The 26,510-nt window shown below is 40.6% G+C and carries 26 protein-coding genes; 4 read left to right on the top strand and 22 right to left on the bottom strand.

The genetic code is table 11. From position 1 onward, the window contains the following. Positions 1-7: 7 nt before the first annotated feature. The 8 genes from ACOQON_RS14550 to ACOQON_RS14515 form a co-directional block, all read right to left on the bottom strand. A complete protein-coding gene (locus tag ACOQON_RS14550; RefSeq protein ID WP_420576146.1) occupies positions 8-340 on the bottom strand; it encodes a hypothetical protein in 333 nt (110 codons plus the stop codon). Further along, on the bottom strand, positions 306-2,717 hold the full coding sequence (gene pheT, locus ACOQON_RS14545) for a phenylalanine--tRNA ligase subunit beta (protein ID WP_420576145.1): 2,412 nt from the start codon (positions 2,715-2,717) through the stop codon (positions 306-308). Before pheT ends, ACOQON_RS14550 begins: the two co-directional genes overlap by 35 nt. A gap of 70 nt (positions 2,718-2,787) precedes the next feature. Then, positions 2,788-3,384 (bottom strand): DUF1684 domain-containing protein, encoded by a 597-nt coding sequence (locus tag ACOQON_RS14540; RefSeq protein WP_420576144.1) that lies wholly within the window; start codon positions 3,382-3,384, stop codon positions 2,788-2,790. A gap of 133 nt (positions 3,385-3,517) precedes the next feature. Next, entirely contained in the window at positions 3,518-4,210 is a 693-nt protein-coding gene (gene radC, locus ACOQON_RS14535; protein WP_420576143.1) for a RadC family protein, read from the bottom strand. A 72-nt stretch (positions 4,211-4,282) separates the two neighbouring features. Then, positions 4,283-4,534 carry a 30S ribosomal protein S20 gene (gene rpsT / locus ACOQON_RS14530; RefSeq protein WP_420576142.1) on the bottom strand — a complete coding sequence of 84 codons (252 nt, stop codon included), beginning with the start codon at positions 4,532-4,534 and terminating at the stop codon, positions 4,283-4,285. Positions 4,535-4,630: 96 nt separating this feature from the next. Beyond that, positions 4,631-5,323 (bottom strand): hypothetical protein, encoded by a 693-nt coding sequence (locus ACOQON_RS14525; RefSeq protein ID WP_420576141.1) that lies wholly within the window; start codon positions 5,321-5,323, stop codon positions 4,631-4,633. Positions 5,324-5,471: 148 nt separating this feature from the next. Then, complete coding sequence (locus tag ACOQON_RS14520) at positions 5,472-7,868, bottom strand: ribonucleoside-diphosphate reductase subunit alpha (RefSeq protein WP_420576140.1); 2,397 nt, start codon at positions 7,866-7,868, stop codon at positions 5,472-5,474. 31 nt (positions 7,869-7,899) lie between these two features. Then, entirely contained in the window at positions 7,900-8,895 is a 996-nt protein-coding gene (locus ACOQON_RS14515; protein WP_420576139.1) for a ribonucleoside-diphosphate reductase small subunit, read from the bottom strand. 418 nt (positions 8,896-9,313) lie between these two features. On the opposite strand from ACOQON_RS14515, the gene rplU reads away from it, so the two are divergent. Continuing rightward, a complete protein-coding gene (gene rplU / locus ACOQON_RS14510) occupies positions 9,314-9,625 on the top strand; it encodes a 50S ribosomal protein L21 (RefSeq protein ID WP_349563742.1) in 312 nt (103 codons plus the stop codon). A gap of 6 nt (positions 9,626-9,631) precedes the next feature. Further along, a complete protein-coding gene (rpmA, locus tag ACOQON_RS14505; protein WP_420576138.1) occupies positions 9,632-9,892 on the top strand; it encodes a 50S ribosomal protein L27 in 261 nt (86 codons plus the stop codon). A 142-nt stretch (positions 9,893-10,034) separates the two neighbouring features. Here rpmA and ACOQON_RS14500 read toward each other — a convergent pair whose 3' ends face one another. The 6 genes from ACOQON_RS14500 to ACOQON_RS14475 all read right to left on the bottom strand — a co-directional run bounded on the left by ACOQON_RS14500 (position 10,035) and on the right by ACOQON_RS14475 (position 14,959). Then, positions 10,035-10,526, bottom strand: coding sequence for an NUMOD4 domain-containing protein (locus ACOQON_RS14500; protein ID WP_420576137.1), 492 nt, complete (start codon positions 10,524-10,526; stop codon positions 10,035-10,037). A gap of 95 nt (positions 10,527-10,621) precedes the next feature. After that, positions 10,622-11,071 (bottom strand): sterol desaturase family protein, encoded by a 450-nt coding sequence (locus tag ACOQON_RS14495; protein ID WP_420576136.1) that lies wholly within the window; start codon positions 11,069-11,071, stop codon positions 10,622-10,624. A 47-nt stretch (positions 11,072-11,118) separates the two neighbouring features. Beyond that, positions 11,119-11,961, bottom strand: coding sequence for a phytoene/squalene synthase family protein (locus tag ACOQON_RS14490; RefSeq protein ID WP_420576135.1), 843 nt, complete (start codon positions 11,959-11,961; stop codon positions 11,119-11,121). Then, positions 11,961-13,457 (bottom strand): phytoene desaturase family protein, encoded by a 1,497-nt coding sequence (locus tag ACOQON_RS14485; RefSeq protein ID WP_420576134.1) that lies wholly within the window; start codon positions 13,455-13,457, stop codon positions 11,961-11,963. The genes ACOQON_RS14490 and ACOQON_RS14485 overlap by 1 nt, the downstream gene beginning before the upstream one ends. Continuing rightward, a complete protein-coding gene (locus ACOQON_RS14480) occupies positions 13,447-13,953 on the bottom strand; it encodes an RNA polymerase sigma factor (protein WP_420576133.1) in 507 nt (168 codons plus the stop codon). Before ACOQON_RS14480 ends, ACOQON_RS14485 begins: the two co-directional genes overlap by 11 nt. Positions 13,954-14,071: 118 nt before the next feature. Beyond that, the gene (locus tag ACOQON_RS14475; protein WP_420576132.1) at positions 14,072-14,959 is read right to left on the bottom strand and encodes a MerR family transcriptional regulator; all 888 of its coding nucleotides are present in this window, start codon (positions 14,957-14,959) and stop codon (positions 14,072-14,074) included. 93 nt (positions 14,960-15,052) lie between these two features. Here ACOQON_RS14475 and ACOQON_RS14470 point away from each other — a divergent pair, with 93 nt between their 5' ends. After that, positions 15,053-15,358, top strand: a complete 306-nt coding sequence (locus tag ACOQON_RS14470; RefSeq protein WP_420576131.1) for a DUF4286 family protein — start codon at positions 15,053-15,055, stop codon at positions 15,356-15,358. Here the strand turns inward: ACOQON_RS14470 and ACOQON_RS14465 are convergent. From ACOQON_RS14465 to serS, 3 genes are all read right to left on the bottom strand, one after another. Continuing rightward, positions 15,355-15,801 (bottom strand): GNAT family N-acetyltransferase, encoded by a 447-nt coding sequence (locus tag ACOQON_RS14465; protein ID WP_420576130.1) that lies wholly within the window; start codon positions 15,799-15,801, stop codon positions 15,355-15,357. The genes ACOQON_RS14470 and ACOQON_RS14465 overlap by 4 nt on opposite strands. A 61-nt stretch (positions 15,802-15,862) precedes the next feature. After that, positions 15,863-18,001 (bottom strand): prolyl oligopeptidase family serine peptidase, encoded by a 2,139-nt coding sequence (locus ACOQON_RS14460; protein ID WP_420576129.1) that lies wholly within the window; start codon positions 17,999-18,001, stop codon positions 15,863-15,865. Between the two features lie 73 nt (positions 18,002-18,074). Then, positions 18,075-19,358, bottom strand: coding sequence for a serine--tRNA ligase (serS, locus tag ACOQON_RS14455; RefSeq protein WP_420576128.1), 1,284 nt, complete (start codon positions 19,356-19,358; stop codon positions 18,075-18,077). 244 nt (positions 19,359-19,602) lie between these two features. Between serS and rho the strand changes: the two genes are divergently transcribed. Further along, on the top strand, positions 19,603-21,180 hold the full coding sequence (gene rho, locus ACOQON_RS14450; RefSeq protein WP_420576127.1) for a transcription termination factor Rho: 1,578 nt from the start codon (positions 19,603-19,605) through the stop codon (positions 21,178-21,180). Between the two features lie 49 nt (positions 21,181-21,229). Here rho and ACOQON_RS14445 read toward each other — a convergent pair whose 3' ends face one another. From ACOQON_RS14445 to glmS, 5 genes are read right to left on the bottom strand one after another with little or no spacing between them, the layout of a single operon-like run. Further along, positions 21,230-22,435: an NAD(P)-dependent oxidoreductase gene (locus ACOQON_RS14445; protein ID WP_420576126.1), complete on the bottom strand. Its 1,206-nt coding sequence runs from the start codon at positions 22,433-22,435 to the stop codon at positions 21,230-21,232. Between the two features lie 57 nt (positions 22,436-22,492). After that, positions 22,493-22,684 carry a hypothetical protein gene (locus ACOQON_RS14440; protein WP_420576125.1) on the bottom strand — a complete coding sequence of 64 codons (192 nt, stop codon included), beginning with the start codon at positions 22,682-22,684 and terminating at the stop codon, positions 22,493-22,495. A 4-nt stretch (positions 22,685-22,688) separates the two neighbouring features. After that, positions 22,689-24,224 (bottom strand): glutamate--tRNA ligase, encoded by a 1,536-nt coding sequence (gene gltX / locus ACOQON_RS14435; RefSeq protein WP_420576124.1) that lies wholly within the window; start codon positions 24,222-24,224, stop codon positions 22,689-22,691. Positions 24,225-24,284: 60 nt separating this feature from the next. Further along, entirely contained in the window at positions 24,285-24,668 is a 384-nt protein-coding gene (locus ACOQON_RS14430; RefSeq protein WP_420576123.1) for a RidA family protein, read from the bottom strand. Between the two features lie 9 nt (positions 24,669-24,677). Beyond that, on the bottom strand, positions 24,678-26,510 hold the full coding sequence (glmS, locus tag ACOQON_RS14425) for a glutamine--fructose-6-phosphate transaminase (isomerizing) (protein ID WP_420576122.1): 1,833 nt from the start codon (positions 26,508-26,510) through the stop codon (positions 24,678-24,680).

The following is a 26,510-nucleotide window of genomic DNA, read 5'->3' as shown; positions in this document are numbered from 1 at the left end:
CATTTAATTATTCTGCCAAATGGGCAATACATTTATCTATCTCCTTGATGTAGCCATCTATCGTCTCCTTCAGCTGTGCCGAATCTCCATCACTGACTACCTTGTTATTTACGAGTTTACTTATTTTCATTTGATCCTGAAAGGAACTTAGACTTGCCTGCTGGCTTTCCATTTTCTCTTTCAGGGTGCCATTTTCCTTCCTAGCTACATTCAATTCGTCTTTCAGGCGCTTGTTTTCGCCGATTACCAACTGAATCTTACGTTCCAGGTTCTGAAATTCACGATATAATTTTTCGCTAGGCATCTTATTTTCTGATGACCGCACCGAGTTCTTTTTCATAAAGACTCATTAGTGCACTCATGCTTTTATCTATCTGTTTATCTGTTAAAGTTTTGAATTTATCTTGAAGAAAAAAACTAATTGCATAAGCTTTTTTTCCTTTTTCTATCTTATCCCCCTCGTACACGCTAAAAAGGTTCATTCTATTCAATAATTTCTTTTCCTGCTTGAAGGCAAGTTGCTGGATGTCAGCGTAAGATACGCTTTTGTCCAGCACCAATGAAAGGTCTCGTTTTACTTCCGGGAATTTTGGGATTGGCTCATATGCCACGTCAGTCTTATATAATTTGAGTACTGTTTCCCAATCGAGTTGAGCATGGAAAACGTCCTGCTTAATTCCGTAAATGGAAAGTAACTCTTTCTTCAACTTGCCTAATAAGCCAAGCATCTTTCCTTCCTTCTTAATCACAACACCATATTCATAAAGAGTACCCTTTTCAGAGGGAATGATTTCGGTTTTTCGTATACCTGCATACTTGAGCATACTCATGACTGTCGTACTTAAGTCATGAAACGAATTCTTTCTTGGTTCATCAAGCCAGTTTTCTTGTTGCGTATTACCAGTCAGGTAGAAAGAGAGCCATTCAGTCTCTTTATACTCTTCACCCTCTTTTTTATATGACCGTCCAAACTCGAAAAACTTCAGATTGGGGTTACGACGATTGACGTTATAAGCAACAGACTCCAGAGCAGTGTAAACCGGTGAGGTTTTCATAATTGTCAATTCTTCACTGGAAGGATTCAGCATTTCAACCGGCTCGCCACCTAGCGTGAATTTCTTATAATACCGGGCGTTAGTTAATGAGTTTGTCAGGATTTCAGAATATCCACTCCCAGCAAGGTACCTGGAAAGGTCTTCCTGAACACGATATGGTTCATGCTCATTAAATTCTGCCAGATAGTCGGCAGAAAAATCCTCATCAAGCTCCACTTCATTGAATCCATAGATTCGAAGCACCTCCTCAACCAGGTCTGCCGGTCTGGTTACATCACTGCGATATGCCGGAACGATCGCCTTGAAACCTGTATCAGTTACATTCTCTGTCTTGATATCCAGCCAGTTCAGAATTTCAATGATCAGCTTATTGTCCAGTTTTTTTCCGATCAACCAATGGAAGTTTTGGAAGGTGATGTCTATCTCTTTTTTCTTGATGGGATTAGGGTATAAGTCCACAATCTCAGAGGCAGCATGTCCTCCAGCCAGCTCCAGAATAAGCGAGGTGGCAAGCTTGATCGCCGGTACAGTCATCTCAGGGTCTGCTCCTCGTTCGTAGCGGAAGGATGCATCTGTAGAAATGGTATGATATTGAGCTGATGAACGAATTCCATCGGCCTCCCAGTAAGCACTTTCCAGAAAGATGTCGGTCGTTTCTTCCGTAACACCGGAAGTCAGTCCTCCCAAAACTCCGGCCATACACATGCCTTCTTCCTTACCATTGCAAACCATCAGGTCATTGCTTGTTAGCTTTCTTTCTTTACCTTCTAGTGTGGTAAATGGAGTATTATCTTTCAAGGTTTTGACAATGATTTTATCCTCTTTCACATGGGCTGCATCATACGCGTGCATTGGTTGACCCAAAGAGTGTAGGACATAGTTTGTGATGTCAACCACATTGTTGATTGGTTCCAGCCCTATTGAGCGAAGTTTCCACTGCAACCAATCTGGAGAACTTTGAACTTTAATGCCTCTAATAGTGATACCCGAGAATCTCGGACATCTTTTGTAATCCTTAACCTCGACTGAAATGGGGCGATCATTTTTAATTTCAAATGATTCAGGCTTAGGGATTTCCAGTTCTTTCCTAAAGTAGGCTTTCAGGTCTCTGGCAGAGCCCATATGGGAAGTAGCGTCTCCGCGATTAGGAGTTAGACCAATTTCAAATACATGGTCTTCTCCTGTTTCAAAAAGCTCGATGGCAGGTGTGCCGTTTGGCTTATCTGTATCCAGTATCATGATGCCGTCATGGCTGGTGCCCAGACCCAACTCATCCTCTGCGCAGATCATTCCCTCTGAAACTTCCCCTCTGATTTTGGCTTTTTTGATTTTGAATGGCTCACCGTTTGTTGGGTGGATGGTAGAGTTCACGGTTGCTACTAAGACCTTTTGTCCCTTAGCTACATTGGGAGCTCCGCAGACGATATCTGACAGTTCTTTTGCACCAATGTCAACTTTCGTCACTTTGAGCTTATCGGCATTTGGATGCTTCTCGCAAGACATCACTTCTCCAACGACAATACCTTGTAGTCCTCCCAGAATTTTTTCAACTTTTTCAATGCCTTCAACTTCCAGCCCGGTCTGGGTTAAAATATCTCCGAGTTGTTCTGGAGTCTCTTTAAAGTTGATGTATTCTTTCAGCCAATTGTAAGATATCTTCATTCTACTCTATCTCTGAATTTAAGAGAGCAAAAATAAAGAATCTGGTAAGCTGTCCGTGGGGTTTAGGTATCTAATACGGATAATTCTTTTCGCCAGCCTCAATTGCAACATCCAAAAGATTTTCCCGCGGCGGGAGTGGACAAGTAAAATCCTCGAAGTAAGCACAGTACGGATTGTATGCTTTGTTGAAATCTAACGTGATCTGATCAGATTTTCCGATCGCTACATCGAGGTAGCGACCTCCGCCGTACGTGGTATCCCCACTTGTGGCGTCACCGAAAGCCAATAGATACTGGTTGCCAAACCCAAGTGCCTTTAGAAGTAGCAATGAATACTCTTGGCCGTTGATTTTAAAGTTCACATCTGCGAACTTGAGATAAGTAGTTGATGTGCCATCACTATTTCCAAGTGTGATTGTTTCTCGCTTTGTAAAACGATTTAAGGTTCCATTTACTTTGTAGTCCGGGTTAGGCTCAAAGAATTCCACCTCATCATAGTCAACTTCTTTTTGAACAAACGGGCTGGCTTTGGAAGTTTTGAAAAAGTCGTGCCTGTCTTCCCAAAACTGGTTGATCTCCTGCTTATAGCTTTCATCACTTCCTCCCGAACGCATCATAAAGAATACAATTAATGTAACGGGTATCAGAATTAGCCAGGCTTTTTTCATTCTAACTAGTTATTAATTCCAACAACAAATAAAACCATTATTAATGTTCTCTCCCTACCCCGAAACGTCGGACCGTCTTCCAAAGAGGGATAATAGGTTGTTTTATTTGTTGCATTAAAACCACAAACATGATTTATAACAGGCTCTCGTCAGCAAAGCTGAAAAAGGAGTGATCCGTGATGATCAGGTGATCAAGGACTGAAATATCGAGAGACCTACCAGCTTCTTTCAGTCGCCTGGTTAAGTTGATGTCTTCCTGGCTGGGTTTCAGATTTCCACTGGGGTGGTTGTGAGCCAAGATCAAGCCGCTAGCTGTTTCTTCCAGTGCGCGCTTGAAAATGATCTTAGCATCCACCACCGTTCCTGAAACGCCTCCACGACTCAGCATTTCCTTTTTTATTACTTCATTGTTTCGTTTAAGCAAAAGCAGCCAAAACTCTTCATGGTTTAAATCCATCATGTCACCCTGGAGGACTTGAAACGCATCTTGAGATGAAGTGATTTTTGCTTTTTTGGAGGGTTCAGATTCTTTTCGTCTTCTCCCCAATTCCAGTCCTGCTACAATGGAAATCGCTTTAGCTTCACCAATACCTTTGAATTTCTGAAGGTCTTTGATAGAGAGACGTGCAAGATTGGCAAGATTGTTTTCACACTGACGAAGAATATGCTGTGAAAGCTCAACTGCGGTTTGCTCGGTATTACCCGACCCTATAAGAATGGCAATGAGTTCGGCTTCAGAAAGTGAGGCTTTACCCTTCAATAAGAGTTTCTCACGCGGGCGGTCTTCTTCTGCCCATCGTTTTATTGTCAAACGGTTATCTTCCATAACTGCTTGCAAAATAAAAAACCCTGTGCAATTGCTCACACAGGGTAAAAAAAATGTCTTTAAAAATTGGTCTTATAGACCTGCTACGTGCTTAGTCAGCTGAGACTTAAGGTGACCAGCTTTGTTTTTGTGGATGATATTCTTCTTAGCAAGCTTATCCACCATAGAAACAACTTGTGTAAGAAGCTCTTCCCCTTTCTTTTTATCAGTCGTATCTTTTAGTCTCTTGATAAACGTACGAGTCGTTTTGTGCTGATACTTATTTCTCAGTCTCTTTGCTTCGTTGCTTCTTATTCTCTTAAGTGCCGATTTATGGTTTGCCATAACGCTTTTCTGTATTCTAAAATTTTAGGACGGCAAAGATAGGATTTTTCTTCTAAAATGTAAAAGCTTTTCGCAAAGAGAAATTTGAACTTTCAATCAATTATCAAACGATGTTAGCTCTGTGTATCCCATCAGGTCTCCTTTTTTGTCGTAATTCTCATTTCTTACCATACCCACACCCTTCGCATACCACGATGCTGATGAATTCTCAGTGGTTTTATTCATGCCCATCATATTCATTTTTACGATCGTATTTTGTGATATTTTGTACGTGTCAAATGATCCTGCAGGGGTATTTAGCGTTTCCACTTTCTCTACTTTTCTGTCAGTTATGGTCATATCCATGGTGATGTTCATAGCTGCCGCACTTGTCATTTTGATTGTAACTGTGCCTGAGCCATCGGGCAGGGATTGACCTTCTTGCAGGTCATTTGGGATTGTGATGAAATCTCCTTCTACGGTCACCTCCGCATCGCCATATTGATCCAGCATGCCATCGGGAATGAATTTATTGAAGTCCATTTTGATCATATTCCCTTCACAAATGATGGTGTATTCTCCATCAGCTACTTCTTTCCCTTTCTTGTCGAAGAACACATTTTTAACAACGGCTGAGGAGCCATCCACTGTAACAATTTCACTCATGCTTTTGCCCTGCTCTTTTCCCTTCTTATCGTAGGCTGTTTGTTCAAAACTTACGCCTTCATTAAATGGGAAGAATGAATCGTTGCATTGTGTAAATGCTGTGAGTGTGCATGCGACCAGTACCAGTGTAAATAGCTTTTTCATAACTGTGATTTTAGTGAAAGACTAAATTACATAATTATACATGGATAAAATAGGATATATCTGAGTGGGATAAATAAAAAGCCCTGACATTGGCCAGGGCTTCTCTAAATCTAGAATTACACTTATTAAATACTATTAACTCTTTGAATCAAGAGCCACACATTTCGCAATCATCCGGATTGTCCAGCGAGCATTGCATTGCCGCCTGTTGATCAATCTGTGCTTGTGTCTGAGCGTCTACCGGCTGAACGGCTGCTGCTTCCTTTGGCTGCTCTTGTTTTTCTTTCGATACAGTAAACTTGATCGCATCCGTTGCTGCTTTTGTTCTCAGGTAGTACATACCTGTCTTCAGACCTTTTTTCCATGCATAGAAGTGCATAGAGGTCATCTTACCAAAGTTGGCATCTTGTAAGTGGATGTTCAAGCTCTGGCTCTGACAGATAAATGCTCCTCTATCAGCAGACATGTCAATGATCGCTTTCTGAGAGATCTCCCATACGGTCTTGTATCTTTCCTTAATCTCTTCCGGGATTTCCGGGATGTTCTGTATAGATCCATTCTCAGCTTTGATTCGATTCATCATACGCTCATCCCATAGTCCAAGGTCGATCAACTCTTTCATCAGGTGCTTATTTGCAACGATGAATTCACCTGAAAGCACTCTTCTTAAGTATAGGTTGGACGTATAAGGCTCGAAGCACTCATTGTTTCCAAGTATTTGAGAGGTAGATGCTGTAGGCATAGGTGCAAGAAGTAATGAGTTTCTCACTCCATTCTTTTTCACCTTTTGTTTCAGGTCCGTCCAATCCCATCGTCCTGAGTCTGGTGTGACACCCCACATATCAAACTGGAATACGCCTTTAGATACAGGAGAGCCTTTGAATGTCTCATAAGGGCCTTCTTCTATTGCCATCTCCATGGAGGTCTCCATTGCAGCAAAATAGATGGTCTCAAAGATCTCTTTATTTAGCTTTCGTGCTTCGTCAGACTCGAAAGCCATCTTCAATAGCAAGAAAGTATCAGCAAGCCCCTGAACACCGATACCGATAGGACGGTGCTTCATGTTGGAATTTCTTGCTTCTGGTACCGGGTAGTAGTTCACATCGATCACCTTATTCAGGTTTCGGGTAACTACTTTAGTTATTTCATAAAGTTTCTGATGATCAAACTTACCATCGATCACAAATCGTGAAAGAGCGATTGAGGCCAGGTTACAAACAGCTACTTCATCCTTAGAAGTGTACTCCATGATCTCAGTACATAGGTTACTTGATCGGATGGTGCCAAGGTTCTTCTGGTTTGACTTCTTGTTCGCGGCATCCTTATATAACATGTAAGGAGTACCGGTTTCAATTTGTGCCTCAAGAATTTCAAACCAAAGGTCCTGAGCTTTTACCGTTTTTCTTCCCTTTCCTTCACGCTCGTACTTTTCGTAGAGTGCTTTAAATTCATCTCCGTAACTATCAAATAGTCCTGGACATTCATCCGGAGACATCAGCGTCCAATCTCCATTGCTTTCTACACGTTCCATGAAAAGATCAGGAATCCAAAGTGCGTAGAAAAGGTCTCTCGCTCTCAATTCTTCCTTACCGTGATTTTTTCTTAAATCAAGGAAATCGAAGATGTCTGCATGCCATGGCTCGAGATAAATAGCAAAGCTTCCTTTTCTCTTACCACCGCCTTGATCGACATACCGGGCAGTCATATCAAAGTTTCGAAGCATTGGGACGATTCCGTTGGAAGTACCATTGGTTCCTTTGATATAGGCGCCTGTTGCTCTTACATTATGTATGCTAAGGCCGATACCACCGGCAGACTGGGAAATTTTAGCACACTGTTTCAGGGTGTCATAGATTCCGTCAATGCTGTCGTCTTGCATAGAAAGCAAGAAACAAGAAGAAAGCTGTGGCTTAGGAGTACCTGCATTAAATAGCGTAGGAGTCGCGTGGGTAAACCATTTTTCAGACATCAAGTCGTATGTCTTAATTGCAGACTCAATGTCCTCACCATGGATACCTACGGAAACTCTCATAAGCATGTGTTGTGGACGCTCCACAATTTTGCCATCGAGTTTCATCAGATAGGAACGCTCTAATGTTTTGTAGCCGAAGTAATCGTAGTTGTAATCCCTGTTGTAATCAATCGCATCATCCAGTCTTTTCGCATTCTTTCTGATGATCCCGTAAACTTCTTTTGAGAGAAGCGCGGCATTCTCTTCTGTTTTTGGATTGATGTACTCATACATTCTCTTCATAGTATTCGAGAATGAGGTCTCAGTAACCTTATGAAGGTTAGAGATTGAGATTCTAGCTGCCAGCTTAGCAAAATCAGGGTGACGTGTGGTCATCGTGGCAGCTGTCTCTGCAGCCAGGTTATCCAGTTCGATAGTAGATACACCATCGTATAACCCATCAATTACCTTCTTGGCAATTTCTACAGGCTTTACATAGTCTGCGTTTAAACCATAACACAGCTTCTCAATTCGAGCTGTGATTTTGTCAAATTTTACTGACTCTCGTCTTCCGTCTCTTTTTACAACTAACATAGGCTATCGTGATAAGGTGATTACAAATAATTTAAAAGTCTTCATCAAGTGAGAATTTGTCTTTTCCGCTTTCGCCGTTATCCATTACTCCGGCTTTTTGATATTCACCCACTCGTTTTTCAAAGAAGTTTGTTTTCCCTTGAAGAGAAATCATCTCCATGAAATCGAACGGGTTGGTTGAATTATATATTTTGTCACACCCAAGCTCATCCAAAAGTCGATCCGCAACAAACTCAATGTACTGACACATCAGGTCTGAGTTCATGCCAATTAATTTTACTGGAAGAGCATCGGTTACAAATTCTTTTTCTATTTCTACAGCATCTTTAATGATCGCCTGGACGGTTTCTTTCGGAAGCTGATTTTTAACGTGGTTATTATATAGCAAGCACGCAAAATCACAGTGAAGACCCTCATCTCTCGAGATCAATTCATTAGAGAACGATAACCCTGGCATCAAGCCTCTTTTCTTCAACCAGAAGATACTGCAGAAGCTTCCCGAGAAGAAGATCCCCTCTACAGCAGCAAAAGCAACCAATCTTTCAGCGAAATTTCCTTCATCGATCCATCTTAGTGCCCAATCTGCTTTTTTCTTTACACAGTCCATTGTCTCAATGGCATGAAAGAGATAATCTTTTTCTTTTGGGTCCTTTACGTAGGTATCTATTAATAATGAGTAGGTCTCAGAGTGAATGTTTTCTACTGCGATCTGAAATCCGTAGAAAAACTTTGCTTCGGTATACTGTACTTCTGCAACAAAATTTTCAGCCAGGTTTTCATTCACGATTCCATCGCTGGCAGCAAAGAACGCAAGCACGTGTTTAATGAAATGCTTTTCATCATCGTTCATGGTATTTTGCCAATCCTTTAAATCCTGGCTCAGGTCAATCTCCTCAGCTGTCCAAAAGCTGGCTTCTGCCTTTTTATAAAATTCCCAGATATCATTATGCCGAATCGGAAAGAGAACAAAACGATCTTTATTCTCTTTTAGAATAGGTTCTTCTACATGTGCTGCTGTGTCGCTCATAATTTTCTGTTTTTCGAATAGTTTATTCTATTACACAAACAATAAAATCCCCCTTAGGCTCATCTTTTTTGAAGTGCTTTTTTAAAACTTTTTAAGTCTCGGGATACAGCCCTAAGAGTGGTTTATTTTTTCTCGCGGCTTGTCTACAAATGTGTTAAAAACGACGCGAAATTCCAAGCAGTTATTACGGGTGCGGAAGGTGTGATTTGGATAATTGAAATTTATTATAACGAATTGTATTTTAGTGATTTAGACTCCAATTTTGTAATTGCTACTTTGAGGAAAACACGCAGAAAAGGGGGTAAAAAAAAGTGAAAAAAAAATAAAAAATATTTTTAGTGTGTTTTATCCATACTCGGTGTTTGGATATTCATATTAGAATGGTATCTTTGCAATCCTTTTTTCAAAAGAAGATAAAATGTACGCGATAGTAGACATTGCTGGGAAACAGTATAAAGCAGAGAAAGACAAATTCCTTTACGCTCCGTTAATGGAAGGTAAAGAAGGCGCAAAAGTAGACTTTGATAAAGTGCTACTGGTAGATAATGATGGCAAGGTGAAGGTAGGGGCACCTACTGTAAAAGGAGCCAAAGTTTCTGCAAAAATTCTTGAGCATGTAAAAGACGATAAAGTAATCGTGTTCAAAAAGAAAAGAAGAAAAGGCTACCGGGTGAAAAATGGTCACCGTCAGCAGTTTTCTAAAATTTTGATCGAAGACATTAAAGGATAAAATCTCATGGCACATAAGAAAGGTGTAGGTAGTTCGAAAAACGGAAGAGAGTCAGAAAGTAAACGACTCGGTGTAAAAATCTTCGGTGGACAGCAAGCTGTTGCTGGAAATATCCTCGTTCGCCAGAGAGGCACTAAGCACCACCCAGGTCAAAACGTTGGTCTTGGAAAAGATCACACGCTTTTCGCACTAGCTGATGGTGTGGTAAAATTCCACAAAGGGAAAAAAGACAGATCCTACGTTAGCGTAGAGCCATCTGCTAAGTAATTTCAAATCCGATTTGTATTATAGTTACACTTCCTTGTTGAAAGGGAAGTGGGAAAGATATTGCGTTAAGCGATTTTAGGTTAGGTTAGTTAGAGTATTAAAAAAGGGGTTCCATTTGGAGCCCCTTACTCTTTTATAGCTATCAAGCTTTTGATTTGTTCTTCTTTGGCCTTCCGGGAAGAACAGTATCAGGTTTGAAACCATTCTTATACCTTTTCTTCCTTGTTTTCCAGACTTTGTAGTTGTTTTTGTTTCCAACTTCAAACTGCCACTTCATATGCTCTGATGGAGTCATCCATTCCAGGTTTTCGAAGTAGTTGTTTCGTGGGTTATTGTCTTTGTGAATGATCATGGTCTTTTCCGGACTATTACCCTTCACAAAAACCTTAGCGGTTTCTTTATGTGGATATACCGTTCTTCTCTTACCGTTATCATCAATAAGGTCCAGAAAATAACATTTACATATTTTGTTCCACCGCTGGCGCATGAGCTTACCACGCAACTTCATGTGGGTCTTGCTACCTTTATGCCAAACCTTTCTGGTTTTACTGCGGATTTTTCCTCTATTGGAGATTTCGTAGTTTGAGAAACCTTCGATGGCTCCCCAAGCTTCTTCTTTTTTTTGATCTGCCATTTAGCTCGCTTTTTTTGGTTTGATAAAACAAGCCGATTCGTTAATGATTATCAAATGTAACGAAATTCATTTTATCAAATGATGATGTTGAAGCGTTATTTCTCGTATTTTTTTGGTGCATACAAAAAACCAAATGCTTCAGCTCCTTTTTTAGTATGTTTCTCATGGTGTACATAGTGTGCACGCATGATTCGTTTCATGTATTTGCTTTTTGCTTTGAACGGGATTTTGATTCGTCTGTGGACGATAATGTCATGGAAGATGAAATAGAAAATACCATAGCAAAGAATCCCAATACCAATGTACAGAAGCCACCAAAACTCTGCGTAATTAGCGTATCCAAAGTAAATCGTAAGTATTGATGGGATACTAAACACTACTGCAAAAAGGTCATTCATCTCAAGTGGATGATTATGAACTTTATGATGTGATCTATGCCAGCTCCATAAGAACCCATGCATGATAAACTTATGTGTAAACCACGCAACCCCCTCCATAAAAAGGAAGGTTCCAATCACAATCAGAATATTTACTACTATCTGCATTTAGCTAATAATTAACATTTAAATAACTAAAACAAAGGTAGTCTTGTTCATTCTGAAATGAAGTTAAGCTTGTGAAGAAAGTAACTCTTAATAAGGAGTAACAGCTTTTTGAAATTAGGAACTCGTATTCTCTCCGACTTGATCCTTTCTGGAGAGAGTCGTGTAATTTTTTTGAATAATACCGTGTAGTAGATATATGCCAGGTATACTCCAGCTCGCACCCCCCTGGGTAGCTTTTTAATCCCAACTAGTGCTTTCTGAAACTCTTCTTTGATATCAGCTTCAATGTGTTTTTTTTCATCCTCAGTAAATCTATTGAAATCTACCCCCGGGAAGTAAACTCTGCCCCGTTCATCATAATCACTTTTTATATCTCTTAGAAAGTTTACTTTTTGGAAAGCCGAGCCAAGGTGTTTGGCAGGAGTTAATAATTCTTCATATTCTTCCTGATCACCATCACAAAAAACCTTCAGGCACATAAGTCCAACTACTTCGGCACTTCCATAGATGTATTTTTTGTATTCAGGATCATCATAGTCTTTCTTGCTCAGATCCATTTCCATACTCACCAAAAATGCTTCGATAAGATCCAGATCAATGCTGTACTGATTGACAACTTGCTGAAGACTATGGAGAACGGGGTTTAAACTAATTCCTTCTTCGATGGCCTGATAAGTGTCCTTTTTAAAACGAATGAGAAGCTTCCCTTTATCATGATCATGAAAGGTATCGACAATCTCATCGGCGTATCTCACAAAACCATAAATGGCATAAATAGGAGCGTGATATTTTTTATTGAGTGTGCGGATACCCAAAGAAAATGAGGTGCTGTATGTCTGCGTGATCAGCTTACTACAGTCGAACGCCGTTTGTGTATATAGGTGTTCCATTATTTTTTAAAAATAGGAAAATCTTTGGCGATTTCTTTTGCTACCACCTCACCGGAGATGAGTGATGGAGGAACGCCGGGCCCTGGTACTGTCAACTGACCTGTGTAATAAAGGTTTTTCAGTTTTTTGTTTTTTAAGGAAGGCTTCAAAATTGCGGTTTGAAGTAAGGTGTTCGCCAATCCGTAGGCATTGCCTTTGAACGAATGATAGTCTTCGATAAATTCTTTATGAGCATAACTTCGTTTTGTAATGATGTGATCACGAATGTTTTCGCCGGTAAAGATTTCAAGTTTGTCCATGATTAGATCAAAATACCTTTCACGTGTTTCCTCAGTATCTTCAATGTCAGGAGCTACGGGGATTAAAATCACCAGATTTTCATTTCCTTTAGGGGCAACCGAATCATCGGTTTTAGATGTAGCAGAAACATACAGTAGTGGCTTGCTTGGCCATTGAGGGTTATCGTAAATCTCACTTGCGTGTTGTCTGAAATCTTCGTCAAAAAATAATGTGTGATGCTGAAGTTTAGGAAGCTCTTTACTCACACCAATGTAAAAAAGGAGGGAAGAAGGTGCGAGCACACGGCTGTCCCAGTATTTTCTACTGTAATTCTGAAACGATTCCGGTAGAATATGCTGATCTATGTGATGATAGTCAGCCCCTGCTACTACCATATCACATGCATAAGATTCTTTGGAGGTATTAACTGATACTACTCTATTTCCATCGAATGAGAAGTCAGTGACTTCTTCCCCTGTTTTTATATCTACTCCAAGCTCTTTTGACAGCTTCACCATTCCTTTCACAACGGAGTGCATGCCTCCTTTTGGGTACCATGTGCCAAGCGAGAGATCGGCATAGTTCATTAGGCTGTAGAGTGCAGGGGTATTTTCGGCGGTTGCTCCAAGAAATAGAATGGGAAATTCCATCAACTGAATAAGACGCTCATCTTTGAAATGCTTTCTAACATGTTTGGAGATAGATGTGAATACGTCCATTTTCAATAACCCCAAAAGCAATTTGATATCCACAAATTCAAGAAGTGACCTACTGGGCTTATACACCAGCTTCTTTACTCCAACATCATACTTGTATTTGGCCTGCTTTAGGAAAGAGCGGAGTTTTTTACTGCTCCCAGGCTCTATTTCTTCAAAGAGCTGCTCAAGCTCAGCCATACTTGCCGGTATGTCTATTGTATTATTCTTGAACTTAATTCGATAGGATGGATCTAAGCGGTCGAGCTGGTAGTAGTCTGAAACTTTTTTTCCAAAAGAGTCAAAGAATTTTTCAAAAACGTCAGGCATCCAATACCAAGAAGGCCCCATGTCCCAGGTGAATCCTTGATCGCTGTAGCTTCTGGCTCTTCCTCCGGGTTGGTCGTTCTTTTCTAGAAGCGTGACCTTATAGCCCATTTTTGCCAGATGGCAGGAACAAGAAAGGCCGGAAAATCCGGCCCCTATCACTACAACTCTACTATGGAAATTCTTAGTTTGCATATACTTTTAATCCTTTCTTCAGCTCCTTCCTTGCAATGTGAATTCTGTTTTTAACAGTTCCAATTGGAATATCGAGCTTGTTGGCAATCTCGTGGTATTTGAAGCCTCTAAAATACATGGTAAAAGGAATCTTGTACATGTCTTTTAATCCTTCAATTGCGGCATTGATATCATTCATGACAAAATTTCCCTTAGCTCCATTCTCAATAATTGAGCTTGATGAATTTAGAAAATGGTTATTATCTGTTGTGTCAATGAATGTATTTCTTCTCACCATTCGCTGGTAGTTGGTGATGAATGTGTTTCTCATGATGGTATACATCCAAGCTTTTAGGTTAGTGCCATCCTGAAATTTATCCCTGTTATTATAAGCTTTGAATACAGTTTCCTGGAGAAGGTCATTGGCATCTTCACCATCTTTAGTCAACTTCAAAGCATAAGGTTTGAGTGAACTGGTCAGATTCTCAATTTTATAACCGAATTCTAAAGCTGTCATTTTGTTTAACGTTTAGTTTAAAATGTTAAACGAAACTATATAATTTATGTTTAACAAAAAAGAAAAAAGATTAAACAAAATAATTTTACTATCTGAAAAGATTACGCCAGAACCTGATTTATGCTTTTAGGTGAGCCTTTGGGGCCAGCTCGAAAAGATCTTCAAATTGATTGAGGATTTGCATGTTTTGCGAAATAGATATATCCTGACCGACTACTCTACTTCCAGTGATGTAGATGGTGCAATCTTTGAATTTATTTCCCAACCTATCCACATATTTCTGCACTTCGATAGATTCGGGTGCTGTGGTTAGGGCAGTCATAATACATTGAGGGTGAAGCTTGTGGTAAACTTCTTCTAGTGCTTCTAGTGGTACCGTCTGTCCAAAAAACACGGTTCTAATTCCTCGTGAACGTAAAACATAATTTGCAAATAGTAACCCAAGCTCATGTAATTCTCCTTCAGGAAGAAAAAGTAAATAGAGTGGGCCTTCAACATTGACATTTGCCTTATCTGTCGCAGCAATTAGCTTTTGACGAACTAAATGAGTTATAAAATGTTCCTGAGCCGGATTAATTGCATTGGTCATCCAAAGAATCCCTATCTTTTTCATGAAAGGATAAATCACATTCATCATGGCTTTTTCAAAGCCCATCAGTTCGATTGTTTCATTTAAAATTGAACTGAAGACAGACTCATCCAAGTCAACCATCGCTAGCGTAAGCCCGCTTATTTGGTCTTCTTCTGATTTATCACCCTCACTTATTTTATGAACTTCCTGCTGAATAAGATCTCTAGGCATTGCAACAATCTTACTTATTTTCATTCCCTGATTTTTAAGCGTTGCAATGCTCAGAATAAGTTTTAGATCATCATCATTGTAGTATCGAATGTTGGTAGGTGTTCGCTCCGGGGAAAATAGTTGGTATCGTTGTTCCCATATACGTATGGTATGGGCTTTGATGCCGGATAGATGTTCAAGATCTTTTATGGAATAGACACTCATTCCCATTTTAACCGGTGGTGATATTAAATTGTTTAAAACCTAAGGTGGTTAATTTTTCGTATCCTTAATTTGCCAAACCTAATAAAAGCACGCATGATTTTATACAATGTTACTGTCAATATAGATTCTGATGTAGAAGATGACTGGATAGGATGGATGAAAGACATTCATATTCCAGAGGTGATGGATACGGGTTTTTTTATGGAGTATCGAATGATGAAGATGCTATCGGAGGGGCAGGATGATACCGGGTCTACCTACGCCATCCAGTATATGGCAGAAACATTGGGTCATCTCGAAACTTATTTGAATACGGTAGCACCAAAAATTCAAAAGAAGTCGATTATCCGATACGGGACAAAAATGGCTGCTTTCCGAACGGTACTTGAAGAAGTTTAGAAATCAATGTTACAGTTGAGCCATTCGGCCTCAAATCGGGTATTATATTTTTTGTAAAAATTGATGGCGGGTTCATTCCAATCGAGTACCTGCCACATCATACCTGAGCAATTTGTTTTTCTCGCTATTTCAAGGGTCGCTTCAAATAGGAGTTTTCCTGCCCCTTCTCCTCGCTTTGACTCTGTGACAACCAAATCTTCCAGGTAGAGACGTTTACCTTTCCATGTGCTGTATCTATAATAGTATATAGAAGTACCTATGATCTGGTTGTTTTCTTCAGCGACGATAAATCCAAATACAGGATCATCTCCAAATCCATCTTCTTCCATTCGCTCAACTGTATTTGCTACCTGATCTAATGCCTTTTCATAGACGGCAAGCTCTTTTATCAGATCCAGCACGCTCGGTAAATCTTTCTTTAGTCCTTTTCTTATTTCAATCATAGCTGTAAAATTAAAAAGCCCTTCCCCGAAATGAAGAAGGGCTTGTTTGAATCATCTAAACTTACATATCCTTTTTAGCAATTTCCGGAATCACTCCCATGTTGTACCATGCATACGAATACATATCACTGTAAAGCTCGATTCGCTTTTCAGTGGACATCCCCGCACCATGCCCTGCCTTGGTTTCAATACGTATTAGTAAAGGATTAGGGTTGTTTGGATTTTTTTCCTGAAGCGTAGCAGCGTATTTAAAAGAGTGCGCAGGCACCACACGATCATCGTGATCTGCTGTTGTGACCATTACCGCAGGATAAGTAGCATCAGGATCTATGTTGTGAACAGGGGAGTAGGAGTACAGGTATTTAAACATTTCCTCCGAATCCTCTGAGGTACCATAGTCTGCTGACCAGGCTCTACCAATGGTGAAGTTTTGATAGCGAAGCATATCCATCACTCCTACCATAGGGAAAGCTACCTTAGCCAGGTCAGGTCGCATATTAATAGTAGCTCCAACAAGGAGGCCGCCATTAGATCCACCCTGAAGTGCCAGATACTCCGATGAAGTATAGCCTTCATTAATAAGGTATTCACCAGCTGCTATGAAATCCTCGAATACATTGACTTTTTGGAGCTTAGTTCCTGCCTTGTGCCATTCTTCACCATACTCTCCTCCACCTCGAATGTTCGGCATAGCAAACACGCCACCATTTTCCAGCCACACCAGGCGAGAGGTACTGAAAGATGGCTGAAGACTTATATTGAAACCGCCGTAGGAATAAAGCCAAGTAGGATTTTTTCCGTTCAGCTCAATTCCTTTTTTGTGAACAATAAACATTGGAACTTCAGTACCGTCTTTGCTAGTATAGAAAATCTGCTTTGTCTCGTAAACTTCAGGGTCAAAGTCTAATTCTGGTCTGCTGTGCAGGTCTGATTCGCCTGAGGCAATATTATATCTGTAAACCGATGAAGGAGTTGTGAAAGAGGTGAATGTGTAAAACAATTCTTCGTCTTCCTGTGCTCCACCAAATCCACCAGCGGTTCCAATGCCGGGTAACTCTACATCTCTAATCAGGTTGCCTTGATAATCATACTGCCTGATCGCAGTTTTGGCATCTATGAGATAGGAAGTGAAAATATTACCGCCAGCTGTACTCGCACTCATCACATTCTCCGTTTCAGCGATCATATCCTCCCAGTTTTCAGGAGTGGGATTTTGATAACTGACTCTAACGATTCGGTTGTTTGGAGCGTCCAAATTTGTATGGATGATCAGATCATCACCGTCATTGTCTACAATGTAGTGGTCATTGTCAAAACCTGTGATGATCGGGATAAAGTCACTGTTAGGATTCGAAAGATCTTTTACGTAGAGTTCATTTCCACTGGTGCCAACATAAGAATAGATGAAAAGAAAACGTTCGTCATCACTTACTCCTGCACCAAATCTATTTTCTGCATTGTCAGGATTTGAATAGACAAGTTCATCTGCTGACTGATCTGACCCAACCTTGTGGTAATATACTTTCCCATATTGATTAGCTGCAGATAACTCATCGCCTTCTTTAGGCTCATCAAATAGTTGGTAGTAAAACCCATCCTTATACCAACTCATTCCTGAAAACTTGATCCATTTAACTTCATCATCAAGCAGTTCTTTGGTCTCAGTATCCATGATATATGCAGTGCGCCAGTCAGAGCCACCCTCAGATATGTTATAAGCGGTGTACTTGTAATCATTGGAGAAGCTCAGGCCTCCAAGTGCTGTTGTACCATCCTCAGAAAATGTATTGGGGTCAAGGAAGACTTCAGGTTCGTCATCAAAATTCTTTACCCGATATAGGACAGACTGATTTTGTAGTCCGTCATTTTTATAGAAATAGTAGTAGTCTCCACGTTTGAAAGGGGCACTTACTTTTTCATAATCTTCCAAAGCGGTTAGTCGAGCTTTAACTTTATCTCTGAAGTCGATATTGTTTAAGTAGGAATCGGTTACTTCATTTTGAGCCTTTACCCAGTTGGCCGTCTCTTCAGAATTATCATCTTCTAGCCAGCGATACGGGTCTGGTACTTCTGTTCCAAAATAAATATCAGTGGTATCTACTTTATTACTTTCAGGGTAGGTGAGGTTTGCTGCTTTTTGTTCCTGCGGCTGACAAGCCCATAACAATGGAATTGTCATTGCATAAATTAATTTCTTCATAGGTTTCAATTTATTGGATTATGAAATTAGCTATCAAAAAATTAATCCGCGAATAAGATTACATCAGAGGTTGTTACCCCTTCCGTATCTCCTTAAATCCAAGATAAGGATGCAATACCTCTGGCATTTTGATATGATCACTAGTCTGGTTGTTTTCCAAAATAGCAGCAATGATTCGTGGCAAAGCAAGCGCACTACCATTTAAAGTATGAGCAAGTTCTTTCTTCCCATCGCTATTCTTGATTCGTAGCTTTAACCTATTTGACTGAAATGCTTCGAAATTTGATACAGAGCTGACCTCCAGCCACTTTTCCTGTGCAGCAGAGTAAACCTCAAAGTCATAGGTAAGAACAGACGTGAATCCAAGGTCACCGGCACATAATCGCAAGATTCGGTAGGGGAGGCCCAAAGACTTGATTAGTTCTTCCACATGAGCTACCATTTGATCCAACACCTCGTATGATTTGGACGGTTCTACCACCTGAACAATCTCCACCTTATCAAATTGATGCAGACGGTTCAATCCCCGGACGTGCGAACCCCAGGATCCGGCCTCTCTTCTAAAGCACGGTGTATGTCCGGCATGCATGATAGGCAGCTGATCCTCTTTAAGGATTACGTCCCGGTAAATGTTGGTGATCGGAACTTCGGCAGTAGGTATCAAATACAGATCATTGGCTTCACTATGATACATCTGTCCTTCTTTGTCAGGCAGCTGTCCGGTACCTAGTCCTGATGCTTCATTTATCAATACCGGAGGCTGTACTTCTTCATAACCACCTTCAGCAGCTTTATCAAGGAAGTAGTTGATCATCCCTCTGACCAGACGGGCTCCTTGTTTTTTGTAAAAAGGGAATCCCGCACCGGTCACTTTATTACCCAGTTCGAAATCAATGATGTCATATTCTTCTATCAGCTCCCAATGAGGCTTTTTATGATCTCCAAGATTCGGAATGTTTTCATCTGCAAGCTTCACTACTTCATTATCTTCATCAGATTTGCCCGCAGGGACAGATTCATGAGGAATGTTGGGAATATTATAAAGATGTTTGGTGAGCGACTCTTCTATACCTCCCAGCTCTTCTCCCAGTGCTTTGCTTTTTTGCTTCAGATCAGACGTCCTCACTTTTGCAGCTTCAGCCTCTTCTCGTTTTCCCTGCTGAAAAAATTGACCGATCTCTTTCGCCAGCTTATTTGACTCATGCAGGATTTCATCCAGCTCGCCCTGGAGCTTCTTTCTGCTTTCGTCTAATTGAAGCGCATCTTTTAGTAGGATTTCTGCTCCTTTTATCCCTCGCTTTTCAAGACCTTTTAAGCATCGGTCAAATTCTTTTTCTATGGTAGAAACCTGCAACATCTGGATTAAGATTTTTTATCAGGTCGCAAAGAAAAATGATTTTAGCCTGAATTTTGTTGGTATTACAGAAAAGTAAATTTTTTACCAAGGTTTGGGATATTGTGGTGGATGGTCTATTATTGCGAAGCAATCCACGAAAAACTCATCCGGGTTTTTCTGCTTAACAAAAGCAAACAAGCGATTACCACGAATTCTTCGGAATTATTTTACTAACAAATTTTGAAACCCACTTTTATAAACAGTTATGTACACACTAGATGATCTTAGTGTAATGTTGCTATCCGAATTGAAAGAGATAGCGGAGAAACTAGGAATTAAGAACCACAAGAAACTTGCTAAACAGGACCTTATCTACGCTATCCTGGATCAGCAAGCGAGTATGCCGGAAGGCGAAATCAAGAAAATCAAGAACGAAACACTAGGAGGAGCATTAGCGGAAGAGCCAAAAGAGAAATCAGATAAAAAGCCTCGTCCAAAAAAAGATGCTCCTAAAAAAGATAAGTCCGACACTGATAAAAAGGAGGATAAGTCAGATAAAAAGGAGAACAAAGATCGCTCTGACCACAAACGTAATGATGATAAGAAGCATGACGACAGAGAAAAGAGGGATGGAGATAGCAAAGACAAGCAGGAAAGAGACAACCAGCGAGCTGAGCGTGAAGAGAGGAAAAGGAAGAAAGAGGCTTACAACGAAGAAATTAAAGAGTTTGATGGCGTAATTGAAAACGAGGGAGTACTTGAAATTATGCAGGATGGTTATGGATTTCTGCGATCAAGCGACTACCACTACCTGGCGAGCCCAGATGATATCTATGTTTCTCCTTCTCAAATCAAATTGTTTGGTCTGAAGACGGGAGATACCGTAAAAGGTCAGATCAGACCTCCGAAGGATGGTGAAAAGTATTTTGCACTTCTTAAAGTGGAATCTGTTAACGGAAAGACTACTGAGGAGGTAAGAGATAGAGTAGCGTTTGAATACCTAACTCCGCTTTTCCCTCAGGAAAAACTCAATCTGAGCACTAAGCCGGATAATTACTCCACTCGAATTCTTGATCTTTTTTCTCCTATAGGTAAAGGACAGAGAGGAATGATCGTAGCACAGCCAAAAACAGGTAAAACGGTGCTATTGAAAAATGTTGCAAATGCAATTGCAGAGAACCACCCTGAGTGCTACCTCATGGTATTGCTTATCGATGAGCGTCCTGAGGAGGTTACAGATATGGCTCGTTCGGTGAAAGGTGAAGTGATTGCTTCCACTTTCGATGAGCAGGCTGACAAGCATGTGAAAGTATCCAACATGGTGCTTGAGAAAGCAAAAAGGATGGTTGAGTGCGGTCATGATGTGGTGATCCTACTTGATTCAATCACTCGTTTGGCAAGAGCACACAACACAGTTGTTCCCTCTTCAGGCAAGATTCTTTCAGGGGGTGTGGATGCGAATGCACTTCACAAGCCTAAGCGATTCTTCGGAGCAGCAAGAAATGTTGAGAACGGTGGTTCATTGACGATCATCGCCACTGCACTGATCGAAACAGGATCGAAAATGGATGAGGTAATCTTTGAGGAATTCAAAGGAACGGGTAACATGGAGCTTCAACTGGATAGAAAACTATCTAACAAGCGTGTTTATCCTGCAATTGATGTTCCTGCTTCTGGCACGCGTCGTGAAGATCTGTTGATGGATCCTGAAGAGTTGAAACGTGTATGGATCCTTCGCAAGTTCATGTCTGACATGAATAGTAACGAGGCGATGGAGTTCTTGCTTAGCAAGATGAAAGGAACTGCCAATAACGAAGAGTTCTTGGTTAGTATGAATGGCTAATTTGTCCTAACAACAAAGCATAGGAGCCAGACTGCAAAGTCTGGCTTTTTTATTTTCCATCCACGTAATCTTGTAGGTAGCTATATTTTTCAGTGAGTGATCCGGCTTCTGTGATAGTCGCCCGATGGATAACTCCTTTTTTATCCTCACCTAATAAGTGCTCCACCACATTTTCCAAAAATTGATCTCCAAAACTCTGAGAGGCATCTCGGGGCAACTCACATGGCAAGTTGTCAACTGCCATCACCGTAATGTTTCCTTCATCCACCAATGGTTGCTCTATTTCGTCATCACTGGGATTGTAGTCATAGATTGGATCATCTATGGTGCTTGGTTTTTTCGTTGAAGGAATCGACCCTTCTATGTCACAGGTGATATCAGCAATCACCTTAATGTCAAAATTATCTTTTATGATGTCTTCTCGATGGAATAAAACAGGTGCAGCCGGATCCCAGTAAGCGCAAGCTATCAAGATGTCTGTAACCTGAGTATATTTTATGAAGTCGCCTTCGTAGAGTTCAGGGTTCTTATAGAATTCGTTTCTAAGAAACTCCTTGCCATCTTTGCGTTTATTGTAGTCTCGGGAGTTGAGCTGAGTGAATACTGGCTCATCGAAACGCTGAGTTAAGTAGTCATGAGGTGTAACCTGACTAATGCCAGCGCCAAGCAAAACCTCCATTGCGCCCTTGGTCACACGTCCACCACCTGTTAAAGCAATTTTGATATTCGGCAGTTGAATTTTCCTAAACTCCGTTTTCAGATCTTCATAATCGAAACACTCATGAGCTCTTCGAAGATTAAATAAGTTGTAGCGTTTGCCATACGTCCAAAGACCATTGTAAGCACCAACTATTCCAGCCCATCGACCAAAAGCAATCACTCGATTACCAGCTTCATTGGTGAGTGTTTCCCAATCAATAAGCTTGATTTTCTTATCAAGGATTGCTTTCAGCAGTTTCCGATTATACTCTTGTTTTTTGATGGTATGCGAAAAAAAGAAATGCGTCTTATTTGGTATGAGCTTTTCAATTGGCACTTCTTTTACTCCAAGAATTATGTCACAATCCTCAAGGCTGTCGACAATGGGTAATCCGGCATTTCGGTAATCATCGTCAGTAAAGCAACGAATATCGCTTGATTGCACCACGACTTCAACATCGTAGTTTTCTTTCAATTGCTTTGCTTGTTGGGGAGTTAGAGGAACTCGTCTATCTATGGGGATTTTACCCTCCTTTATGATACCAATCTTCGTCATCACTTCTTTTTTGAACGGATGCGAAATTAGTCAATAGCGACCGAGGGTAGAAATACGTTAGTCGTCTTTCTTCAGTTCATCTAAGTCTTCTCGGTCTTTAAGTTTTTTGTCTTCTACATTTTTGTTGAGAAACTTATTTAGCTTATCGATGGGCATGCTCGAAGATATTTCTCCAAATGAGTCGACATTGAGCTCAAGACCGTCTAAATCCTTATGAACCCTGGCTTTGTCTTTGTCTTTCTTACTCATAATATCAGCTTTGATTACTTAACGTATCAATAGACGATTTGATTCGTTTAGCAGCTTTTTCGCCTCCTAAAATCTCTATTATAGTCATTAGGTCCGGGCCTGAACCCTCACCTGTTAGTGCCAGACGAAGTGTTTGCATGAACTGTCCTGGTTTATAGCCTTCGGCTTCTAATGTGTTCCAGAAAAGATCTTTAGCTGATTCAGATGAAATATTCTCCTGATCCGCAAGTTTATCTGCGAAAAGAGCTAGAACTTTAGGTGTGTCCTCATTCCATTTCTTCTTCAATACTTTTTCATCATATTCGGAAGGTGGGTTGAATATAATAAGCCCCTTCTCAACAAATTCAGATGGAAAAGTTACCCTTTCCTTTAATAAGTCAATGATTTGGATGGCCTGCTCGGAAGGACATTCAATTCCATGCTGAGCCTCAAATGCTTTGACCAAATCCGCTGCAAAAACATTGGAATCAGTTGATTTGATATATTGTTGGTTAAACCATTTTGCTTTATCAAAATCGAATTTGGTTCCCGCCTTATTTATCCGATCTTCAGAAAATTCATTCACTAATTCATCTAAAGAAAAAATCTCTTGCTCTGTTCCAGGATTCCAACCAAGGAAAGCCAGAAAGTTGACTAAAGCTTGTGGCAGGAATCCAGTTTCCTTGAACCCTGTAGATATTTCTCCTGTTTCAGGATCTTTCCAATCGAGAGGGAAAATCGGAAATCCTGCTTTATCGGCAGCACGCTTGCTTAGCTTACCGTTTCCATCAGGTTTTAGAATCAATGGAAGGTGTGCGAATTGTGGCATTTCGTCTTCCCAGTCGAGAAATCGATATAGGAGAACGTGTAGCGGCGCAGATGGAAGCCATTCTTCTCCTCTGATCACATGTGTGATCTTCATTAAATGATCATCGACAATATTCGCAAGGTGGTATGTAGGCATCCCATCAGACTTCATTAGAACCTTATCATCCAGTACCTCTGTGTGCACCATCACCCAGCCTCTAACCATGTCGTTGAGTCGAACCTCCTCTTTCTTGGGGACTTTAATTCGAATAACGTACGGGTCTCCATTGTCAATTCTTCGCTTCACCTCTTCATCAGATAGGGTCAGCGAGTTTTTCATTGTTGTGCGTGTAATGGTATCGTACTGAGGGTTGACAACTCGTTGCTCTTTAAGTCTTTCACGCATTGCCTCTAGCTCTTCCGGTGTATCAAAGGCGTAATATGCATTCCCCTCTTCAACTAATTTTTCAGCATATTGCCTATAGATGTCTTTACGCTCGGATTGTCTGTATGGCCCAAAATCCCCTCCCTGGTCGGGCCCCTCATCAGGATCAATGCCGCACCAATTGAGCGTATCTTTTATGTATTGTTCGGCACCTTCAACATATCTTGCTTGATCGGTATCCTCAATGCGGAGTATAAATTTGCCATTGTGTTTTCTGGCAAAGAGATAGTTAAACAAGGCTGTTCTTACTCCTCCAATATGTAAGCCTCCTGTAGGGCTTGGTGCAAATCTTACGCGTACGTTTTCCATCTAATTATTGATTGGAGCGCAAAAATAAGAATCAGAAGATGGAAAGCTAAGTATTACAAACTATTCTTGGAATGTAGCTATACAGGAGATTTCTACATTGACTCCTTTTGGTAGGCCACTAACTTCTACCGTTTCACGAGCAGGAGGGTTTTCTTGAAAATACCTTCCATATACTTCATTGATACGAGTAAAGTTTCCCATATCAGAAACAAAAATGGAACATTTCAGCACATGTTTAAATGTGAGGCCTGCTTCTTCAAGGATGTAACCCAGATTTTTCATGACCTGTTCGGTCTCATCTTCTATGGAGGTGTCAATTAAGTTTCCTGTACTTTGATTAATCGGAATCTGACCTGAAACGTAGAGGGTATTTCCTGATTTTACTGCCTGTGAATAAGGTCCTATTGGAGCAGGTGCTTTAGGTGAGTTGATAATTTCCTTCATGGCACCAAGTTATTCCACAGTCACCGATTTCGCCAAATTTCTTGGCTGATCTACGTTTGCTCCTCTCATCACAGCAATGTGGTAGCTGAGGAGCTGGAGGGGGATGACAGACACTAATGGCATTAGTGATTCATGAGTAGGTGGAACCTCTACCGTGAAGTCAGCCATATCAGGTATCAAAGCGTCTCCTTCAGTTACAATCGCGATGATAATTCCTTTTCGGGCTTTTACTTCCTGAATATTGGAGACGATCTTATCGTAGCTACTGTCCCTAGTAGCGATAACGACTACAGGCATATTTTCATCAATAAGTGCAATAGGCCCGTGTTTCATTTCTGCTGCAGGATACCCTTCTGCATGAATGTATGAGATTTCTTTAAGTTTAAGTGCACCTTCAAGTGCTACTGGGAAATTATATCCTCTACCCAGATAAAGGAAATTTTTAGCATTCTTAAACATATCAGAAATATGTTCAATCTTATCGTTTGCTTTTAAGGCTTTCTCTACCTTATCAGGAATTATGCTTAACTCTCTTAAAAGCTCTTGATATTTACTTTCTGTGATTGTACCCTTGTTGTGGGCTGCTCGAAGAGCAATCATATAGAGCACGGTCAGCTGTGCCGTAAATGCTTTTGTTGATGCAACTCCAATTTCTGGACCCGCGTGCAGATAAGCCCCCTCATGAGATACCCGTGAAATGGATGATCCAACTGTATTTACAACGCCCAAGACGATTGCTCCTTTGCTTTTGGCTAGTTCAATGGCAGCCAAAGTGTCCGCTGTTTCCCCTGATTGTGAAATTGCAATTACAATATCTCCTTCATGGATTACCGGATTTCTATACCGGAATTCTGACGCATACTCTACTTCAACCGGAATCCTGCATAAATCTTCAAATACATATTCTGCCACCAGTCCTGCATGCCATGAGGTGCCACATGCCAGGATAACAATTCGGTCTGCGTTTTCCAGGGCTTTTGCATAGTTTCGGATCCCACCAAGCGTTAGTTGTCCTTTATCTGCATTTAACCTTCCTCGCATACAATCTGCAATAGATATTGGCTGCTCAAAGATTTCCTTGTGCATGAAGTGTTCGTGACCACCCTTTTCTATTGCTTCCAGTTCCAACTCCAGCTTTTGAATATATGGTGTTTGTGGAAGGTCTTTGGAGTCTTTAATTGAATAGGCACCATCTTCAATAACAACAATTTCTTCGTCTTTGAGGTAAACGACTTCATTAGTATGCTCTATGATGGGTGTCGCATCCGACGCAAGAAAAAACTCATCTTTACCAAGGCCTAAAACCAGCGGACTTCCTTTTCTTGCAGCAACTAACTTATTAGGACTGTCTTTAGATATAATAGCAATTGCATAAGCCCCTACAATTTTTGATAAAGCAACCCTAAGCGCATCCTCTATTTTCAGATTTTCACTTTTTTGGATGTCCTCGATAAAGTTCACGAAGACCTCCGTGTCGGTCTCACTTTGGAATGTATAACCTCTTTTTGTCAGGTCAGCCTTAAGTGATCCATAATTTTCTATTATTCCGTTATGGATTAGAGCCAGGTTTCCGCTATTTGATACATGGGGGTGAGCATTTACATCATTTGGTTCACCATGGGTTGCCCACCTGGTATGTCCTATTCCAATCGTAGCAGAATTTTCTGGTATAATTTCTTCCAGTTCTTTGACTTTCCCCTGCTTCTTAAACGTTTTTAAATCGTCGTTTTCAAGGAGAGCTATTCCTGCACTGTCATATCCACGGTATTCAAGCCTTTTAAGACCATTTATTAATATAGGGCAGGATTTTTTTTTACCAAGATATCCGACAATTCCACACAT

The sequence above is a fragment of the Ekhidna sp. genome (assembly GCF_965221965.1).
GTDB lineage: Bacteria > Bacteroidota > Bacteroidia > Cytophagales > Cyclobacteriaceae > Ekhidna.
The sequence above is the reverse complement of the archived record's forward strand: the minus strand, read 5'-3'. Positions and strand labels throughout refer to the sequence as shown.

What these genes read in the sequence shown, in the direction of transcription:
- rpsT (WP_420576142.1), bottom strand. Translation starts at nt 4,534, where the DNA reads ATGGCAAACCATAAATCGGCACTTAAGAGAATAAGAAGCAACGAAGCA.
- ACOQON_RS14525 (WP_420576141.1), bottom strand. Translation starts at nt 5,323, where the DNA reads ATGAAAAAGCTATTTACACTGGTACTGGTCGCATGCACACTCACAGCA.
- ACOQON_RS14465 (WP_420576130.1), bottom strand. Translation starts at nt 15,801, where the DNA reads ATGATTGAAATAAGAAAAGGACTAAAGAAAGATTTACCGAGCGTGCTG.
- ACOQON_RS14485 (WP_420576134.1), bottom strand. Translation starts at nt 13,457, where the DNA reads ATGCAAACTAAGAATTTCCATAGTAGAGTTGTAGTGATAGGGGCCGGA.
- ACOQON_RS14440 (WP_420576125.1), bottom strand. Translation starts at nt 22,684, where the DNA reads ATGAGTAAGAAAGACAAAGACAAAGCCAGGGTTCATAAGGATTTAGAC.
- ACOQON_RS14540 (WP_420576144.1), bottom strand. Translation starts at nt 3,384, where the DNA reads ATGAAAAAAGCCTGGCTAATTCTGATACCCGTTACATTAATTGTATTC.
- rpmA (WP_420576138.1), top strand. Translation starts at nt 9,632, where the DNA reads ATGGCACATAAGAAAGGTGTAGGTAGTTCGAAAAACGGAAGAGAGTCA.
- ACOQON_RS14490 (WP_420576135.1), bottom strand. Translation starts at nt 11,961, where the DNA reads ATGGAACACCTATATACACAAACGGCGTTCGACTGTAGTAAGCTGATC.
- ACOQON_RS14500 (WP_420576137.1), bottom strand. Translation starts at nt 10,526, where the DNA reads ATGGCAGATCAAAAAAAAGAAGAAGCTTGGGGAGCCATCGAAGGTTTC.
- ACOQON_RS14480 (WP_420576133.1), bottom strand. Translation starts at nt 13,953, where the DNA reads ATGACAGCTTTAGAATTCGGTTATAAAATTGAGAATCTGACCAGTTCA.
- rho (WP_420576127.1), top strand. Translation starts at nt 19,603, where the DNA reads ATGTACACACTAGATGATCTTAGTGTAATGTTGCTATCCGAATTGAAA.
- ACOQON_RS14475 (WP_420576132.1), bottom strand. Translation starts at nt 14,959, where the DNA reads ATGAGTGTCTATTCCATAAAAGATCTTGAACATCTATCCGGCATCAAA.
- ACOQON_RS14520 (WP_420576140.1), bottom strand. Translation starts at nt 7,868, where the DNA reads ATGTTAGTTGTAAAAAGAGACGGAAGACGAGAGTCAGTAAAATTTGAC.
- ACOQON_RS14430 (WP_420576123.1), bottom strand. Translation starts at nt 24,668, where the DNA reads ATGAAGGAAATTATCAACTCACCTAAAGCACCTGCTCCAATAGGACCT.
- pheT (WP_420576145.1), bottom strand. Translation starts at nt 2,717, where the DNA reads ATGAAGATATCTTACAATTGGCTGAAAGAATACATCAACTTTAAAGAG.
- gltX (WP_420576124.1), bottom strand. Translation starts at nt 24,224, where the DNA reads ATGGAAAACGTACGCGTAAGATTTGCACCAAGCCCTACAGGAGGCTTA.
- serS (WP_420576128.1), bottom strand. Translation starts at nt 19,358, where the DNA reads ATGTTGCAGGTTTCTACCATAGAAAAAGAATTTGACCGATGCTTAAAA.
- ACOQON_RS14495 (WP_420576136.1), bottom strand. Translation starts at nt 11,071, where the DNA reads ATGCAGATAGTAGTAAATATTCTGATTGTGATTGGAACCTTCCTTTTT.
- radC (WP_420576143.1), bottom strand. Translation starts at nt 4,210, where the DNA reads ATGGAAGATAACCGTTTGACAATAAAACGATGGGCAGAAGAAGACCGC.
- ACOQON_RS14515 (WP_420576139.1), bottom strand. Translation starts at nt 8,895, where the DNA reads ATGAGCGACACAGCAGCACATGTAGAAGAACCTATTCTAAAAGAGAAT.
- rplU (WP_349563742.1), top strand. Translation starts at nt 9,314, where the DNA reads ATGTACGCGATAGTAGACATTGCTGGGAAACAGTATAAAGCAGAGAAA.
- ACOQON_RS14445 (WP_420576126.1), bottom strand. Translation starts at nt 22,435, where the DNA reads ATGACGAAGATTGGTATCATAAAGGAGGGTAAAATCCCCATAGATAGA.
- ACOQON_RS14460 (WP_420576129.1), bottom strand. Translation starts at nt 18,001, where the DNA reads ATGAAGAAATTAATTTATGCAATGACAATTCCATTGTTATGGGCTTGT.
- glmS (WP_420576122.1), bottom strand. Translation starts at nt 26,510, where the DNA reads ATGTGTGGAATTGTCGGATATCTTGGTAAAAAAAAATCCTGCCCTATA.
- ACOQON_RS14550 (WP_420576146.1), bottom strand. Translation starts at nt 340, where the DNA reads ATGAAAAAGAACTCGGTGCGGTCATCAGAAAATAAGATGCCTAGCGAA.
- ACOQON_RS14470 (WP_420576131.1), top strand. Translation starts at nt 15,053, where the DNA reads ATGATTTTATACAATGTTACTGTCAATATAGATTCTGATGTAGAAGAT.